The organism is Mechercharimyces sp. CAU 1602, assembly GCF_024753565.1.
Classification (GTDB): Bacteria; Bacillota; Bacilli; order Thermoactinomycetales; family JANTPT01; genus Mechercharimyces.
Map to the genome: position 1 here is coordinate 2,013,635 of NZ_JANTPT010000001.1, position 15,439 is coordinate 2,029,073.

Sequence of the window (15,439 nt, forward strand, 5' to 3'; positions counted from 1 at the left end):
TTGTCTATTGCTATTATCATCAAGGGAAAGTATAGGGACAGTATGAGAGAAGAGTAGAAAGGAAATATACCTTACGATGAACCGACCAGTAGTAATCGGAGTTGCAGGCGGCAGTGGTTCTGGAAAAACGACGGTGGCACGTAAGATCTGTGAGCAGTTCGCCGATTCAGTCGTCATGCTCGAACAGGATGCTTACTATCGGGATCAGTCGCACTTATCGATGAATGAGCGAATCAAGACCAACTATGATCATCCGTTGGCGTTTGATAATGATTATCTCATCGAACAGCTCCTTCAACTTCGGCAATACCACTCCATTGAGAAGCCCGTTTATGATTATACAATGCATACCCGTTCGGAGGAAACGATTCCTCTAGAGCCAAAAGAAGTGATTATACTTGAAGGGATTCTCATTCTTGAAGATGAACGTCTTCGTAACTTATTAGACGTCAAAGTGTTTGTCGATACCGATGCCGATGTTCGTATTCTGCGCCGGATGGAACGCGATGTACATGAACGGGGACGTACACTTGATTCTGTCATTGAGCAGTACTTAAGCGTTGTCCGACCGATGCACTTACAATTTATTGAGCCGAGTAAGCGTTACGCGGACCTCATTATCCCTGAAGGTGGGTATAATGAAGTAGCTATTAGTATCCTCGTCAACCAAGTTCGCTCCTACCTAGAAAATGTGTAACACAGGCAGAAAAAAGAGCCCGCTGGAGAAAAATTCTCCAGCAGGCTCTTTTTTCTCTTCCTAGATCAATTAGCACCAACCCATATCACAATCTTCTGCGTACTGCTCCTGCTCGACCGTCGATTGTAGAGAATAGATGTCTGCTCCTTGTGCCTCGTACCCTTCTTCCAAACTCATCTCCTTACTCTGCAGATCAATCTTGCCAATTGGATGATCATTGTGATAGAGAACCATCGTCCCCCCACTGATCTTACCTGTTATGTTTTTCGTTATATTAATTGTTTGTGACATCTAAACCCCTCTTTCCATGCTCTCTAAGGTTGTACCTTACCCATAGCATATCCAGCTACTGGATGATCTATTTAATATTTATTAATTTAGTATGTCTTTCTCACTAGCAGGATAGATTTCTCCCCAAAATTTTAGCAAAGGTATCCCAGAGTAAAAGTTAGCCGGGTTGGGACAAATGGCATTAAATTCGTTCTAGACAGACAGTTTTATCCGTAAATAGAGGGGATGAGACTTCGTGCTTGTTTTATATAAGGGACTATTAAAAAGAATAAATTTTATAATTCATTAATTGAAATATTGATTATTCTATATTTTTTAGATAAGATAAAATAAAGTTGAAAATAAAAATAAAGTGAGGTTTTTGTGAATGCAAAAATTGTTAGTCGTTTTCCTCGTTCTTTTTTTAACTTTCGAACTTTCTATCCCAGTAATAGCACAGGCGAAGGTTACATCGGAAATGGAAGCAGAAGAAGATCGATCTCAAGCAAGAATTGTACTTACAACGAAGTATTTTAGTAAATGCATCTATCCTTCAACCTCAGACATCCCTCGTGTCGTTAGTCATGAAGAGTACTTCTCAGATGGTTTATATGCTGGAACTGTAGATATTTCAGCTTGTACTGATGCTGGTGACAACTGGAGTTGTACAGGATATGGTTATATTTTTAAACAAAATAGCTATGAATAATACCCTGAAGCACTGATCGACAAAATTAGAATTGAGAGGCAAAAAGTAATAGCTTCATTCTTATCCTACTAGTTCCTTTTTGTTTCCAGATTATATAACTAAAAATGAGGCTTTCTGTAGATAAACACACAGAAAGCCTCATTTCTAGGGAAAAGTGTATATTCACTACTCCCCTGCAACCATCGCCCCGTATTTTTCTGCACTGAGTAACTTCTCCATGTCTGCATGATCAGACACTTCAACAACAACCATCCAGCCACTTTCATATGGAGATTCATTCACGTTTTCAGGTGAATCTTCGAGCTCACCATTTACTTCTACGACTTTACCGCTTACAGGCGCATACAGCTCGGAAACGGTTTTTACAGACTCTACACTACCAAACGGTTCGTTGGCTGTTATATCATCGCCTACTTCAGGCAGTTCCACAAAAACAATATCACCTAGTTCAGATTGCGCAAAGTCAGTAATCCCAATCCTTACTTTTTCTGCACCTTCATCTTTCACCCACTCGTGTTCATCACTGTATCGCAAGTTTTGTGGCAAATTCATGGTTTCAACCCTTTCTTCTCTCTATTCTTTAATACCTAGCACTCTGTGCAATGGATTTTGCAACATACTTAGCGCTTTTTCACCCGCAGCTCGATGACGTAGTTTTCCTTCTTGATCAAACAAGTAAAACGCAGGTACAAATTGATTCTCAAACGCCTCTACAATGCTATGCTGGTTATCAATCGCTTGTGGATGTACTAGTTCATACTTCGTGATTGTCTCTTTTACTGCCTCTTCGTCTGTATCCTTTTCAGAACGAGGCATATGAATACCGATCAACTGCAATTCTTGCTCTTTAAATTTCTCTCGCATCTCATTAATGTCAGGTAGGCTTTTTTTGCACATCTCACAACTAATGGACCAAAAGTGTACTAATACTGGCTTACCGGCAACGTCACTCTTAGAGATCTCGCTATTTACCCATTCCGTAGCGCCCGTTAGCTCAGGCATCTCTGTACGCAAACGCATTGGCATGAATATATCCTCCTCTAATCAATCTCCCGTCTATTCGTGGAAGAAAAGGCCTAACGTCAAATCGTTAGGCCTCTAGTTTCTTCAAATCAATACAAATTACGATTTAACCAAGTGCTTGTCGCCTGGCTTCCAATCGGAAGGACATAGTCCACCAGATTGAAGAGCGAGCAATACACGTAAGGTTTCATCTACACTACGCCCTACATTGTCATCAGTAACAACCTGATAGCGCAGTACGCCTTCTGGGTCAATGATGAATAGTCCGCGTTGTGCAATCCCTTCTTCTTCAATCAATACACCGTACTCACGGCTTACTTTATGATTGTGATCTGCAGCGAGTGGGTATTTTACCTCACCCAAGCCATTGGAATCACGTGGAGTGTTAATCCATGCACGGTGAGTAAAGACAGTATCCGTACTCACACCAATAATCTCGGTATCGAGATCTTGGAATTCCTCATAGCGATCGCTCAAAGCAGTAATTTCAGTAGGACATACAAAAGTAAAGTCCATTGGATAAAAGAAGAGAATAACCCATTTCCCTTCGTAATCAGACAGCTTTACATTCTCATCCAAAGTTTCGAGGTTTTTTGTGCTCGGCATATCAAAAGTTGGAGCTGGAAGCCCTACAAGACGTGTCGCCATGATCTCGTTCCTCCTGTACGTTAAGTATTCTGCAAGTGAAATAAATCCATCCCCCACTATCACATAAAAATAGCGGGGGATAAACAGAGAAATCCCCTTGCAATCATATGTTTCTACCTTATCATCCTGCTTGTTTACAGTCAATACAATTTTAAACTCAATATTATCTAGGAATTGTTTTCACTTATGATCTGCTTCCCCTTTCATTATATATTTTTCTCTCTCAATTTCAAAAGGGGAAGATCACATTTTTCAAGATAGAGCATTGTTACAACGGCTTAACACATTCTGCCTGATCATTGTGCACAGAGTTAACCATTGTAGAGACCGGATGCACCTCTAGCTCGGTTGCAGAAACACCTGCGAGAATAGCCAGCAAGGTATCCGTCTGCCCCACCCCATGATAAATCCAAGTTTCTTCAGCCTCAGGTTCTAACATGACCGGCATTCGTTGGTGAATAGGACGAAACTCTTCATCTGCCTCTCGCGTAATAATCGTAAACGTACTCTTTTCTTTTCCCTCCGACGAGATCCACTGATCCCACAAACCGGCGAAAGCAAAGAGCTCACGGTCTTTTCTAACTATATGTAGCGGTCGTTTACTTCCATCTTCTTGTGTTTGCCACTCAAAGTAGCCGTCCGCTGGAACGAGACAACGATGGCGACGAAAAGAACGACGAAAAGCAGGCTTTTCTAGAACTGTTTCACTTCGAGCATTGATTAACCTTTTACTTGTAGACTCATCCTTCACCCATCGTGGGATCAACCCCCACTCCATCTGCTTCAACCGCCTTGTACGCAAACTCTCGTCCTCGATAATAATCGGTAACAACTGCGTAGGGGCCACGTTATAGCGCGGGTGAAAGCTCATCTCCTCACCGATTCGTACATGAAAGCGTTCCATGACCTCTGAGAGCTCCACCGCCAGACTAAAGCGTCCACACATGCATACATCCCTCATCTCTTCCATGGATAATCATGCCTTAGTCTCCTCCTACCCTGTTTCTATTATTCTAAAAACACTCTGGTTTAATTGTAAGAAATGATGAAGTTGCGAAGCAACGAATGACAAACCGGCATCTTGTCATCCGTCAATTCTATGCATATATTTTCCTCTGTGATAATATGAAAGATGAACTGAAAAACCAACCTTCGGGGCAGGGTGAAATTCCCGACCGGCGGTGACACCCTCAGGGTGTAAGCCCGCGACTCACACCCTCATTCTGTGTGTGACTGACTCTGTGTAATTCAGAGGCCGACGGTATAGTCCGGATGGGAGAAGGGAAACTCAGCCTCAGCTATTTCACATGATAGACGAGGCCTCTTTCCTCATGCCCGCTTAAGTGGGCATTTTTCTTTTACCGGGTTGCGTTTTCGTTCAAAAATCGTAAAGAGGGGTTTTTGAATGGGTACCATTACTAGTAAGCGAGTAGAGGATGCAATTAGCCAGATCCAACGGGGAAAAATGATTATTATCCAAGATGATCAAAGTCGAGAGAACGAAGGGGATTTGGTCATCGCCGCTGAACATGTAACAGGAGAGGATATAAATTTTATCGCACATTATGCGCGCGGATTAATCTGCACTCCCATGACAGCCGAGCGATTACAAGATCTTCACCTTCCACAGATGGTAACAGAAAACGAAGAGAGCCTACGAACAGCCTTCACCGTATCTGTAGATGCCAAAGAAGGTATTACAACTGGAATATCCGCTTATGAACGAGCCAACACGATCCGCCAACTGATCGATCCCAAACGGACAGCTGATGATTTTGTGCGTCCTGGTCATGTTTTTCCCCTGGAGGCACGACCCAATGGGGTACTAGAACGTCGTGGACAAACAGAGGCCTCACTAGATCTGATGCGGCTTGCGCACTGCTATCCCGCGGCTGTCATCTGTGAAATCATGAGTCCAGATGGTACAATGGCACGTCGGGTAGAACTAGAGCAGTTCAACAAAACTCACGATCTAGTCCTTATTACCGTGCAGGAGTTAGTAGATTACCGCTTAGAAAAAGAACTCCTCGCGTGGTAACGGTAACTATCATTAGGCTTAAGCATAAATTACAAACGACGGGGTTTAAACCCCGTCGTAATAAAATCTCTTATATTCCTTACCTTATTTCTCCATATAGAAAAATCCTCTCCCCCCTTCCACTCTTAATTCAGTCAGAGTTCGTCATACAAAAAGAACGCTGATCTCTCAACGTTCTTTTCTCTCCTTCACATGGGTCTGCTTTTTAAAAAAACACAGTACCCCAAGTGCTACATATCTTTTATTAATCTTCATTAAGATCAATCTGATAGCTTTCACCTGAAATCTTTTCATAAGTTGCTTCAAAATAAACCCTTTACCTTCTCGTTACGTTAACCTTTACAATAAACATATGTACAACGAAAAGGAATGAGAATAATTGCAAAAGATGCTCATCACTGAACTAGCTACACAACTACAACTATCCACCCGAGCAATCCGCTACTATGAAGAGGTGGGGCTGATCACTCCGCAGAAGGACGGACAGAATCAATACCGTCTTTTTACTGAACATGATGCATGGCGCCTCCAAATGATTGTTGCTCTACGGGAGCTTGGATTACCGATCAAACAGATCCGTTCCTTACTCCTCTCCCTTGATCAAAGTGAAGGAAGTAAAGAAGATACGATTCGTCAATATCTCGATACACAACGTTCTATACTGTTCCAAACTTTTATTCAACTCAAAGAGCAGATTGAGGTGATCGACCACATAACTGCGACAGAAAAAGAGTTTTCCCTCGATGAACTACACCAACTTAGTCTAACCTCTCGCCACGCCCGTAAACAACGAGAAGGTTGGGTAGATCGCTGGAATTTCGATCGCCTTGCGCCCCGATATGATGAGATCGTCTCTTATCCATACCGCCAAGAAGAACGAGAGCAGGATAAATACCCTATTCACGCCTGTTACGAGGAAGCACTCGAGCGTGTGGTACATCATCTCGCTTTACAAACTGGAGAGTCTGGTTTAGAAATTGGCATTGGAACTGGTAACCTCAGTGCACGCTTGCTCGATCGTGGGGTTCACCTCTATGGAATAGATCAATCCCAAGCGATGCTCTCAATCTGTCGTAAGAAGTTTCCGCAAATAGAGACTAAGTTAGGTAATTTCCTGGCTATTCCTTATCTAGACCAACGCTTTACTTTTATCGCCTCCAGCTATGCCCTTCACCATTTGACGGAGGAACAAAAAATACTTGCCTTAGAGGAGATGGATCGTCTCCTCCAGGCTGGGGGGAGAATTTGTATAGCTGATTTAATGTTTGCTGACAATGATCATCGTCAACGCTATCTCACACAACTACAGATGGAGGGAAGGGATCACTGGGTGCGTGAGATTGAAGATGAACACTACGCCAATCGTTCTTCTCTTGAGCAATGGCTGCGACATCATCATTACGAAGTGAAAACGGAACAATTGCTTGACTATCTTCATCTCATATATGCCATTAAAAAGTAACTATGATTATATCACTAACTACTTTATCCTCTCTTCCCACCAAGCAAATCCAATTCTTGACTGAGTAAATACTTGCGTTTTTAAAAGCGCAAAAAAGGTACCCCCTGGGGGAAGGATAATACGACCTGAAACATCGATTACTTGAGTCGTATCTGTCTCTACCCGTCTTATAAAAGCAAAAGTGCCTCCCTGTGGTACTCCTCTCACAGCCGGATTAAACTTTAATTTAGCCTTCGGCTTTGCTAATGGCAATGATAGATTAGTCGCTGTAGTCAATGAAGAGGTAATTTTTCTTCCCGGTGGAACCGAGCCTAAATATAGATCAGCAGTAAAAGCATTCACACCTAAATCTGAAAGTGTCGTATCATTAATCACGACATTTACACCTGAGTTAAGTGGATTAAAGAGTCCTCCCCAAGCAACGATCGATCCTCCAAATGATAATAATCCTGTCTGACCCACAAAAAAGTGGTCCTGAATCGTTTTCAAAAACTGTGGAGTAATGCTGGTCACTGGTGGAGGAGAAGTTACATTTAATAGTTTCATGTAGACACTCCTTTACCAAACTTCTTTTTTGTTCACCTTATTATATGAATCTCATTTATCATTCGGAATAGTTATTTAACATAAAACAGCAACATCTGAGAGTCCCCTCTCAGATGTTGCTGTTTTATCTTCTATACCCACTCTTTAGAAAAACTTTCTTCTTTGAAACCTACGGTTACCTTCTGGCCATCTGTCACAATGGGTCGCTTCATCAGCATTCCATCTGAAGCGAGCAAGTCTAGCTGTTCGTCCTCGCTCATCTCTTTCAATTTATCTTTCAACCCCAGCTCACGATACTTTTGCCCACTCGTATTAAAAAATTTTTTTAGCGGTAAGCCGCTTTTTTCAACTAACTGAGCCAATTGGTCACGAGTAGGAGGGTTTTCTACTATATGATGATCTTGAAAATCAATCCCGTGGTTCGTTAAGTATTTTTTTGCTTTGCGGCAGGTTCCGCATTTGGGATATTCGTAGATATCGATTTTGTTCATGGTGTGATTACCTCCCATCCTCTTATCTATCCTAGTATACCCGAGGATCGGGTTTACCGAAACACGTCACTACCACGTTCGTATTCGACATCAAGCCTTCCTTCACGCTTGTTCGCCACCCTTGCCACGGTAAAGAAAAAATCAGAGAGGCGATTTAAATATCGTCTCACTTCGTCATTCGACTCCTCCTCCCTGCTCAAAGTGACAACACGACGTTCAGCACGACGGGTAACGACACGAGCTTTGTGCAAACTTGCAGAGATTGCACTACCACCCGGAAGGATAAAACGTTTGATCTCTGTTGTTTCTTGATCGTAGCGGTCGATCCACTCTTCCAACCGGGTCACATGTTTGGCCGTTACTTTGTAATCCCGCTTTTTCCCCGCCTGAGCTAAGTCCCCTCCACAATCAAAAAGTTCATGTTGAATAACTGTGAGATCACTGATGAGATCAGTATAGCGTTGCTCATGCCCATCCAGGTAAGCGATCGCTTCCCCGACGATGGCATTGGCTTCGTCCACTGTTCCGTATGCCTCTACCCGAATATCATCTTTGGCAACCCTGCCACCAACAACGCTTGTTTTCCCTTCATCTCCTGTACGTGTGTAAATACGCATACTTACCCCTCCTAGCAAATAGGTTTTATGCTTTCTCATGTTGGGGTGATTCTCCTTACAGAACGTCAAATCCTCTTTCTACCATGACGACAGAGGGACAGAGTTAGGCGGTTGTTTTTTAGAGTGGAGAGTAGAAGGGAGCAGGAGTTGAGGCGTTCCGTCAGCAGGATGAGGGAGAATGTAAGGTTTTACTCCATATACAGCTTCAATAACATCTGAGTTGAGCACATCGTGAGCATGACCCGCATGAACGACCACTCCTTTATTAATGAGAATGAGCCGATCACAATGTTGTGCTGCCAGATTTAAATCATGAAAAACAGCAATTACTGCTAACTGATCACGCCTTCGCCACTGATCGATATGAGTAAGGACAGCTACTTGATGACCAATATCCAGGTAGGTTGTAGGTTCATCTAATAAAAGCAGCTGCGGTGCTTGCACCATTGCTTTGGCTAGGGCAACCCGCTGACGCTCACCACCGCTTAACTGTTCTACTGTTCGTGCTTGTAAACCATCTACTTCCATCGTCCGCATCGCGTCTGCTACCACCTTCTCATCTGTTTCAGTTGGCGCAGACCATCGCTGCTGGTGTGGATAGCGTCCCATGGCCACTACTTCTGCGACTGTGTATGGAAGCGATGGTAACCCTTCTTGTGGCAATACGGCGATCTGACGAGCACGTGCTCGATGCGACCAAGCTAACAGCGGTTTCTGGGCTACAGTTACTCTTCCTGCAGTGGGAACCTCTTCCCCCGCTAAGATACGTAGAAGGGTCGTTTTACCACTTCCATTAGGACCGAGTAGCCCAATCATCTCCCCTTTTTCCACGGCAACATCAATACCGTTTAAAATCTGCTGCCCCTGTATCTGTTTCTTAATTCCATCTGCTTGTAACATACTCTCCCTCCTTCCCATAATACTGAAGATGAACAAGCAACATACAAACTATCGCTCCCTACTCTCTACTGTGTCGACGCAATAACCAAGCAAAGAATGGAGCACCTACAAATGCGGTGATCACACCGATTGGCAATTCCCTCGGATCCAGTACTAACCGCGCTAAGGTATCTGCCCAAATAAGGAATATAGCTCCTGCCAAAATAGAAACAGGCAATAAGAGACGATGATTGGGACCGGCAATCATCCGCATCATATGCGGGACTACTAAACCGACGAACCCAATCGTACCCGATACAGCTACAGCTGCTCCCGTCACCAACGAAGCAAAAATTAATAATACAAGACGGATACGGTAAACCGATACCCCCAAATAATGAGCAGAGCGCTCCCCCAACGCAAATAAATCTAATTCTCGACTAAAAAGCCACGCGCTAAAAAGACCTACCAATACGACAGGGAAAATAATAAGCGCATGGCTCCAATCTCGGAGCGCCACACTTCCCATCAACCAGAACTGAATCTCCATCATACGCTCAGCCGACTGCGATAACATAAATGTAAGCACAGCACCAAAGAAAGCTTGTATCACGACCCCCGCTAATATGAGCGTATGTGTGCGCATGCCGCTTCCTACATGAGACAGTCGCAAAACCAAACCGAGCGCGATCAAAGCGAATAAAAAAGAAAAGAAGGGGACATTCCATATTCCAAATAGAATGCTCCCCCACCCTGTCAATAAGGCAATAACCGCGCCTACAGCCGCACCTGAGGAGACACCTAAAATATACGGATCAGCCAGTGGATTGCGCAGGATTCCCTGAAAAATAACCCCGCAACCCGCCAACGCCGCACCTACGATACCTGCCAGTAAGACGCGAGGCAACCGGATTTCCAAAATGATCGCTTCTACTACAGGATCTATTTGGGTTGCACTCAACGATGAAAACGATAATTTATGCCATATGATTTGCCACACTTGACCCATCGAAATATCGGCACTTCCGATGGAAACAGCGCCGCAAACCGTGAAAACAAATGCCGTCATCAAGATGATCAACCACAATCTCAGCGGCATTTTTACTAATGCTACTCTCTTCTTCATGTTTAATTAGAACCGCTCGGGATACAGTGCTGTTGCCACTTCAAGCAAACCTTTGGTAATTCGAGGGCCAGGACGGCTAACCAGATTTCCATCCAACTGTTGCAGACGATCTTCTTTCACTGCCTGAATCTTCCCCCACCCCGCGCGATCAGAGATTTGTGCTGATGCTGCTTTTTCAGTTTCACCATGTGTAAATATAATTACTTCAGGGTTCCACTCGACTACTTTTTCGGCCGATACTTGTACCCACCCCTCTTGTGATGCTGCTACGTTATTACCGCCAGCGACGGTGATTAGTTCATTCATGAAGGTGTTTTTCCCTGTTGTATACAGGTCTGCAGATACTTCATACCAAACATCAACACGCTCATCTTCAGACAGGTCTGCCACTGCGCTTTCCACCTTAGCCACATCATCTTTCATCTCTGCCACTACTTTTTTCGCTTCCGCCACCTGATTTGTTGCCTCACCTACATTTTCAATCGACTTATACACACCTTCTAGATTTTGTCCCTCAGCCACCAGCACATTTAACCCCAAACCCCGCAACTTCTTGATTGCATCACCGTTCATATTAGCTCCCAATACGAGGTCTGGTTTTAATTCCATCACTTTCTCGGCATTAATATTCATATCTCCTACTTGTTCGATCTCACTAACCTCTGCCGGATAATCATCATTAGCAGTTACTCCCACTACACGATCGCCTAAACCCAGTGCAAAGGCAATCTCCGTCGTACTCGGAATAAGAGAAATGATTCGTTTTGGCTCTTCTGTCAACGTTACCTTTTCACCGTCATCACCCGTAACTGTAACCGGATATGATACTTCATCTGCTTTTTGTTCTACCTTTGTCTCTTGATCCGACGCCTTATTTGCCTCAGGTTCCGCACTACAGCCCACTACACTGAAGGCCATTACTAATGCGAGCAATAAAATACTAAATTTCCACCAACGTGGTTTCATCTGTTCTTGCTCCCCTCTATTATGTTTCTTTTCCTTTCGATAAAAAAAACTTGCACCTTATCGGCACAAGGATGGTTCGCTCGTAACGCCACACATAGAAAACCTTAGTCCTCATCACTAAGAAATTTCTACTCACTTTGATAGTGTATGTACGTTGCTAGCGATCCTCCTTTACCGCGAAGGAGAACAACTATGAGGAGAAAAGGCAGGTCTCCTGGCTTATGGATCATCACTACTCCTCGCCTTCCCATCTCTTTTAAAGAGACAGTGGCACCCTTGGGAGTACCTCCCCAAATACAGTGGCGGGTCCGCGCCGGAATTTCACCGGACTTCCCTTTTCACTTTCACATGAAGTAAAAGACCTCTTCTCTATGTCCAATAGGCTTTCGATCCAGCTCTTTCGATCACCTATCCCTTCCATTATACTTCTACACTGTCTAGTGTCAATAAACTGAAAATGAACCTAGTCGACTTAAGGCTTACCTTGACAGAAAGCACCCATATCATGGATAGTATGGATATACACATATGAAAAGGAGGAGAAAATATGCCGATTCCATTTACGATTCCCGTCGGGACAGAAGAACGCCTGATACGTGGAGATCTGTTTTTACCTGAATCAAACGGACGTGTGCCTGTTATTATTATCTGCCACGGATTTAAAGGGTTTAAAGATTGGGGTTTCTTCCCATATGCAGCTGAAAGCCTCGCTTCTAGCAGATTTGCTGTCATCACTTTTAATTTCTCCATGAATGGAGTTGGAGAGGATCTGCTCAACTTCACCCAATTAGATCGCTTTGCGCGCAACACCTTTAGTCGTGAACAAGAAGATCTTCAGATTCTGCTGCAAACCCTTCATGCTGGAACTCTACCTGAATCTGAAAGGCTAAACCTGGCGCAATGCGGACTCATCGGTCATAGCAGAGGTGGTGGCAACGCCCTCCTGTTCGCTTTAAACCATGATAGTATCCGTGCAGTAACCACCTGGAATAGCATTGCCCAGCTCGATCTCTTCCCACCCGCATTAAAAGAAGAGATCTACCGTAATGGTGTTGGCACAATTTATAATGCACGTACCAAACAGGACATGCCTATTGACCTAGAAGTATTGAAAGATTTAGATTATAATAAAAAATCTTTCGATCTGCTTTCCCGTTTGCCATCCTATCCTCATCCTCTACTCTTCATTCATGGCGAGGACGATACCTCTGTTCCCGCCACCGCCGCCCGTCAACTATATAACGTCTCTCCACACGCTTCATTACACATGATAGCAGGAGCCGATCATGTATTTGGTTGCTCTCATCCCTTTCAAGGAAGCACACCCATGTTGGAAGAAGCAATTGCAGAAACAGCCTCCTTTATGAAAAAGCAGCTCACATCCATTTAAACACCCATCCTCTTTCATAGTGTGAGCTAAAAAAACCCGGCGATATTGAATCGCCGGGTTAACTAAGGGGGTAACAGTCCAAAAACTAAGGGGGTTCAGGGACTATTCATATGGTTATCAAAAGACAGCCCCCACTACAGTGAGCTCGCCTTTCATACCTATATAACGACACTATCTCCCCAATGGTTTCATCCAAACAAAAAAATTTTAATGAATATAGAGGATTCCCTATCTCAGGAAATTACTCGACCTTGACCCCATATGAACGGGCAAAAAGAATCGCCTCCGCATATTCCATACGAACCCCACAAACATCTGTATGGGTAAAATCGATCCCATCCACCCGTGCTCCTCGCAAATCAGCTCCTTGAAGCTTTACCTTATCTAATATAGCCCGCCGCATATCTGCATTACGTAAGTCCGCGTTACATAGATCGGCTTCATACAAGTCGGCTTCCACCAATCGCACCCCTTGTAGCGATTGCCTTGCTAAATTCGCATGACGCAAATTGGTAAAGGACCAATCCCCCCTTATTACGGTCATTCCTTCTAACTTCGCCCCTGACAAATCCGAGCCCACTAATTTACATTCGTTCCACTCGACACCAAATAGATTGGTTGAGTCAAATAAACAATTGGTAAAGCTAGATCGCAGGTGTCGCGACGCATTAAAATAAGAGCCACGAAAATCACAATTCATAAAGTGGCATCCTTCCGTCTCCCACTCATCTAGTCGCGCTCCTTGGAAAGAGCATGCTATCATCCGACAGTCACCAAAACTAGTAGCCATCCATTCTTTACCATCAAAATCCCGCTGTTCATAATATTTACCTACTAGATCGTGCATTCGCTCACTCTCCTGCGATCGTCACTTGATATCCAGAAAACTTCCGAATGTTTAACACCCCTGTGTCGAGCATTAAATACTGTCCCTTTATACCGATCAAAGTTCCTTCAACCGTCGCCGTTTTATCCAGATTAAGAGACGTAATCTTTGCCGGAACCTCCAACTGAGGATAGTGAAATTGGTATACTTTCTCCGGTTCTAGTAGGTATGAACGAAACTCTTCTGGCACTCTCTCAGCCATTTCATGGTATACTTCTATTAAATCTCGTTCCGTTATTTCATTCTTTAGCATTTTGCGCCAATTAGTTTTATCACTCAGAAATTGCGAGAGATAAACTTCAAGCTCACCCGCTCGTTTACGAGTGGGAACTTCAGCCAAAGGTAAAGCGCGCACCGCTCCTTGATCTACCCATCGACGAAAACCATTCCCTTTGCGCGTAATCCCTACTTTCACCTCACTAGAGAGAGCCAGATATACATAATGAGGTTGCATACAATGGTGCTCTCCAAAGGAATCGTCGCGACACGTTCCCTCGTCATAATGGCATAGGTGCGGTTTAACAATGCATAAATCATTTTTCGCTAAATCACGAAAACATGGATAACAATACCCGCTGTTATATGTTTTTTTAATCTTACGTCCACATTCGATACAATGGATTTCACCATGAAAATGAATAGCGATCCGTTTTCCTATATATTGATTTAAGCGCACCTGTTCCTCTCCCACGGGAACATAGTACGTAACTGGTTCTGTCGCTTCATGCGTTAATGCATGTAACATCCCTTTATATTCCATCCTTTTTCCCTCCCTCTTTCATATTGTAACACGGAGGAAAAGTGGCTGTATTGATCATACTCTTAGATTAGAGTTATTAAAAGTTGGCATTCATTTGGTCGTTTGTTTGGCTTTCTCTTTAATTTCTCTATATTCTTTTATCTCTCTTCATTCTCTACATACTGATAATACCCATGCTGGTTCGTCCGTTTTAAGCTGGGTTCTTTACTCATAATATATCGTACTACATTGGTCGGATTATTTCCTAATGAGATTCCCCGTTCTTCCGCTTTCTCAACAATCTCGCGCAACTTCATCGGCTTTCCACTTTCCTGCAGCACTCCGATAATCACTTCTTCCCTTGGAGTACGTCTCTTTCGGCGTGTACGTGCCTTCTCTATCTCTTTTTTTTCTATGGGCTTCGCTTCCTGAGAGTACTCTTTATCATCATGTGCATTCATTTTATCCCTTGTCGTTTCTACCCTAGGTACTGCTTCTATCTCTCCTTCTATCCCTCTCAATAATCCCCTCATCATCTCCATCATCTGTTTCTTTAATTCAGCACGCACCATCTCTTGAATTAACTTGGGGAGCTCAGCGCGTAACTCTTCCTTAAAGGTATGGCTAATCATTTGGCTAAAGATTTGGATTCCCTTTTCACTAAAAACTGCAGCAGCTTCTTCAATCTCACCTGCTGATTCCAATTGAGAACTTCCCCTAAATTGGTTCTGTTCATCCTCCTCTTTGCTACGGCTTTCTTTCAACATGGCCAGAATATCTTCTTGATTTTTGCTCCACTCTCCCTGCTCTCTACTTAGTTTTCTAGATTGGGTACTAATAAGTAACCTCTCCTCTCTCATCATTCTTTAGTAGCTTATCCATGTACTCCATATGAAAAATTCCCTTTTTACATTAAAAAAACCTTCTCTTAAAAATAAACTTTCACTTTGTA

General features: G+C 43.5%; 19 protein-coding genes and 2 riboswitches. Of the genes, 5 read left to right on the top strand and 14 right to left on the bottom strand.

From position 1 onward, the window contains the following. The first annotated feature begins 64 nt into the window (after positions 1-64). A complete protein-coding gene (gene udk / locus NXZ84_RS10290) occupies positions 65-697 on the top strand; it encodes a uridine kinase (RefSeq protein ID WP_258840392.1) in 633 nt (210 codons plus the stop codon). A 69-nt stretch (positions 698-766) separates the two neighbouring features. Here the strand turns inward: udk and NXZ84_RS10295 are convergent, their stop codons facing one another. Next, the gene (locus NXZ84_RS10295) at positions 767-988 is read right to left on the bottom strand and encodes a DUF2553 family protein (RefSeq protein ID WP_258840167.1); all 222 of its coding nucleotides are present in this window, start codon (positions 986-988) and stop codon (positions 767-769) included. A 367-nt stretch (positions 989-1,355) separates the two neighbouring features. On the opposite strand from NXZ84_RS10295, the gene NXZ84_RS10300 reads away from it, so the two are divergent. Continuing rightward, the gene (locus NXZ84_RS10300) at positions 1,356-1,676 is read left to right on the top strand and encodes a hypothetical protein (protein WP_258840168.1); all 321 of its coding nucleotides are present in this window, start codon (positions 1,356-1,358) and stop codon (positions 1,674-1,676) included. 165 nt (positions 1,677-1,841) lie between these two features. On the opposite strand, the gene gcvH is transcribed toward NXZ84_RS10300, so the two are convergent. The 4 genes from gcvH to NXZ84_RS10320 all read right to left on the bottom strand — a co-directional run bounded on the left by gcvH (position 1,842) and on the right by NXZ84_RS10320 (position 4,317). After that, a complete protein-coding gene (gene gcvH, locus NXZ84_RS10305) occupies positions 1,842-2,228 on the bottom strand; it encodes a glycine cleavage system protein GcvH (RefSeq protein ID WP_258840169.1) in 387 nt (128 codons plus the stop codon). Positions 2,229-2,249: 21 nt separating this feature from the next. After that, on the bottom strand, positions 2,250-2,696 hold the full coding sequence (locus NXZ84_RS10310) for a redoxin domain-containing protein (RefSeq protein WP_258840393.1): 447 nt from the start codon (positions 2,694-2,696) through the stop codon (positions 2,250-2,252). Positions 2,697-2,798: 102 nt separating this feature from the next. Then, positions 2,799-3,347 (bottom strand): peroxiredoxin, encoded by a 549-nt coding sequence (locus NXZ84_RS10315; RefSeq protein WP_258840170.1) that lies wholly within the window; start codon positions 3,345-3,347, stop codon positions 2,799-2,801. Between the two features lie 268 nt (positions 3,348-3,615). Further along, positions 3,616-4,317: an SOS response-associated peptidase gene (locus NXZ84_RS10320; protein ID WP_258840171.1), complete on the bottom strand. Its 702-nt coding sequence runs from the start codon at positions 4,315-4,317 to the stop codon at positions 3,616-3,618. A 174-nt stretch (positions 4,318-4,491) separates the two neighbouring features. Then, positions 4,492-4,635, top strand: a riboswitch (FMN riboswitch). 117 nt (positions 4,636-4,752) lie between these two features. Here NXZ84_RS10320 and ribB point away from each other — a divergent pair. Both ribB and NXZ84_RS10330 read left to right on the top strand, forming a co-directional pair. Then, positions 4,753-5,385 (top strand): 3,4-dihydroxy-2-butanone-4-phosphate synthase, encoded by a 633-nt coding sequence (ribB, locus tag NXZ84_RS10325; protein ID WP_258840172.1) that lies wholly within the window; start codon positions 4,753-4,755, stop codon positions 5,383-5,385. 388 nt (positions 5,386-5,773) lie between these two features. Continuing rightward, a complete protein-coding gene (locus NXZ84_RS10330; RefSeq protein WP_258840394.1) occupies positions 5,774-6,847 on the top strand; it encodes a MerR family transcriptional regulator in 1,074 nt (357 codons plus the stop codon). 18 nt (positions 6,848-6,865) lie between these two features. Here the strand turns inward: NXZ84_RS10330 and NXZ84_RS10335 are convergent, their stop codons facing one another. The 6 genes from NXZ84_RS10335 to NXZ84_RS10360 all read right to left on the bottom strand — a co-directional run bounded on the left by NXZ84_RS10335 (position 6,866) and on the right by NXZ84_RS10360 (position 11,472). Continuing rightward, the gene (locus tag NXZ84_RS10335; protein WP_258840173.1) at positions 6,866-7,393 is read right to left on the bottom strand and encodes a DUF6143 family protein; all 528 of its coding nucleotides are present in this window, start codon (positions 7,391-7,393) and stop codon (positions 6,866-6,868) included. Positions 7,394-7,524: 131 nt separating this feature from the next. Continuing rightward, on the bottom strand, positions 7,525-7,884 hold the full coding sequence (locus NXZ84_RS10340; protein WP_258840174.1) for an arsenate reductase family protein: 360 nt from the start codon (positions 7,882-7,884) through the stop codon (positions 7,525-7,527). A 53-nt stretch (positions 7,885-7,937) separates the two neighbouring features. Then, positions 7,938-8,501, bottom strand: coding sequence for a cob(I)yrinic acid a,c-diamide adenosyltransferase (locus NXZ84_RS10345; RefSeq protein WP_258840175.1), 564 nt, complete (start codon positions 8,499-8,501; stop codon positions 7,938-7,940). A gap of 78 nt (positions 8,502-8,579) precedes the next feature. Then, positions 8,580-9,401, bottom strand: coding sequence for a heme ABC transporter ATP-binding protein (locus NXZ84_RS10350; RefSeq protein ID WP_258840176.1), 822 nt, complete (start codon positions 9,399-9,401; stop codon positions 8,580-8,582). A 58-nt stretch (positions 9,402-9,459) separates the two neighbouring features. Continuing rightward, positions 9,460-10,506, bottom strand: coding sequence for a FecCD family ABC transporter permease (locus NXZ84_RS10355; protein WP_258840177.1), 1,047 nt, complete (start codon positions 10,504-10,506; stop codon positions 9,460-9,462). A gap of 6 nt (positions 10,507-10,512) precedes the next feature. After that, the gene (locus tag NXZ84_RS10360; protein WP_258840178.1) at positions 10,513-11,472 is read right to left on the bottom strand and encodes an ABC transporter substrate-binding protein; all 960 of its coding nucleotides are present in this window, start codon (positions 11,470-11,472) and stop codon (positions 10,513-10,515) included. Between the two features lie 187 nt (positions 11,473-11,659). Next, a riboswitch (cobalamin riboswitch) is annotated at positions 11,660-11,853 on the bottom strand. Between the two features lie 166 nt (positions 11,854-12,019). Here NXZ84_RS10360 and NXZ84_RS10365 point away from each other — a divergent pair. After that, positions 12,020-12,862, top strand: a complete 843-nt coding sequence (locus NXZ84_RS10365; protein ID WP_258840179.1) for an alpha/beta hydrolase family protein — start codon at positions 12,020-12,022, stop codon at positions 12,860-12,862. A 241-nt stretch (positions 12,863-13,103) separates the two neighbouring features. On the opposite strand, the gene NXZ84_RS10370 is transcribed toward NXZ84_RS10365, so the two are convergent. The 3 genes from NXZ84_RS10370 to NXZ84_RS10380 all read right to left on the bottom strand — a co-directional run bounded on the left by NXZ84_RS10370 (position 13,104) and on the right by NXZ84_RS10380 (position 15,347). Then, on the bottom strand, positions 13,104-13,709 hold the full coding sequence (locus tag NXZ84_RS10370) for a pentapeptide repeat-containing protein (RefSeq protein ID WP_258840181.1): 606 nt from the start codon (positions 13,707-13,709) through the stop codon (positions 13,104-13,106). 4 nt (positions 13,710-13,713) lie between these two features. Continuing rightward, positions 13,714-14,508 (bottom strand): DUF2797 domain-containing protein, encoded by a 795-nt coding sequence (locus tag NXZ84_RS10375; protein ID WP_258840182.1) that lies wholly within the window; start codon positions 14,506-14,508, stop codon positions 13,714-13,716. Between the two features lie 137 nt (positions 14,509-14,645). Then, complete coding sequence (locus NXZ84_RS10380; RefSeq protein WP_258840183.1) at positions 14,646-15,347, bottom strand: winged helix-turn-helix domain-containing protein; 702 nt, start codon at positions 15,345-15,347, stop codon at positions 14,646-14,648. Between the last annotated feature and the right edge of the window lie 92 nt (positions 15,348-15,439).

Excerpts from the sequence above, each read along its gene's own strand:
- NXZ84_RS10295 (WP_258840167.1), bottom strand. The coding sequence starts at position 988 with ATGTCACAAACAATTAATATAACGAAAAACATAACAGGTAAGATCAGT.
- NXZ84_RS10345 (WP_258840175.1), bottom strand. The coding sequence starts at position 8,501 with ATGCGTATTTACACACGTACAGGAGATGAAGGGAAAACAAGCGTTGTT.
- NXZ84_RS10335 (WP_258840173.1), bottom strand. The coding sequence starts at position 7,393 with ATGAAACTATTAAATGTAACTTCTCCTCCACCAGTGACCAGCATTACT.
- NXZ84_RS10370 (WP_258840181.1), bottom strand. The coding sequence starts at position 13,709 with ATGCACGATCTAGTAGGTAAATATTATGAACAGCGGGATTTTGATGGT.
- NXZ84_RS10350 (WP_258840176.1), bottom strand. The coding sequence starts at position 9,401 with ATGTTACAAGCAGATGGAATTAAGAAACAGATACAGGGGCAGCAGATT.
- NXZ84_RS10355 (WP_258840177.1), bottom strand. The coding sequence starts at position 10,506 with ATGAAGAAGAGAGTAGCATTAGTAAAAATGCCGCTGAGATTGTGGTTG.
- NXZ84_RS10365 (WP_258840179.1), top strand. The coding sequence starts at position 12,020 with ATGCCGATTCCATTTACGATTCCCGTCGGGACAGAAGAACGCCTGATA.
- NXZ84_RS10375 (WP_258840182.1), bottom strand. The coding sequence starts at position 14,508 with ATGGAATATAAAGGGATGTTACATGCATTAACGCATGAAGCGACAGAA.
- NXZ84_RS10360 (WP_258840178.1), bottom strand. The coding sequence starts at position 11,472 with ATGAAACCACGTTGGTGGAAATTTAGTATTTTATTGCTCGCATTAGTA.
- NXZ84_RS10340 (WP_258840174.1), bottom strand. The coding sequence starts at position 7,884 with ATGAACAAAATCGATATCTACGAATATCCCAAATGCGGAACCTGCCGC.
- gcvH (WP_258840169.1), bottom strand. The coding sequence starts at position 2,228 with ATGAATTTGCCACAAAACTTGCGATACAGTGATGAACACGAGTGGGTG.
- NXZ84_RS10320 (WP_258840171.1), bottom strand. The coding sequence starts at position 4,317 with ATGGAAGAGATGAGGGATGTATGCATGTGTGGACGCTTTAGTCTGGCG.
- NXZ84_RS10380 (WP_258840183.1), bottom strand. The coding sequence starts at position 15,347 with ATGAGAGAGGAGAGGTTACTTATTAGTACCCAATCTAGAAAACTAAGT.
- ribB (WP_258840172.1), top strand. The coding sequence starts at position 4,753 with ATGGGTACCATTACTAGTAAGCGAGTAGAGGATGCAATTAGCCAGATC.
- NXZ84_RS10315 (WP_258840170.1), bottom strand. The coding sequence starts at position 3,347 with ATGGCGACACGTCTTGTAGGGCTTCCAGCTCCAACTTTTGATATGCCG.
- NXZ84_RS10310 (WP_258840393.1), bottom strand. The coding sequence starts at position 2,696 with ATGCGTTTGCGTACAGAGATGCCTGAGCTAACGGGCGCTACGGAATGG.
- NXZ84_RS10330 (WP_258840394.1), top strand. The coding sequence starts at position 5,774 with ATGCTCATCACTGAACTAGCTACACAACTACAACTATCCACCCGAGCA.
- NXZ84_RS10300 (WP_258840168.1), top strand. The coding sequence starts at position 1,356 with ATGCAAAAATTGTTAGTCGTTTTCCTCGTTCTTTTTTTAACTTTCGAA.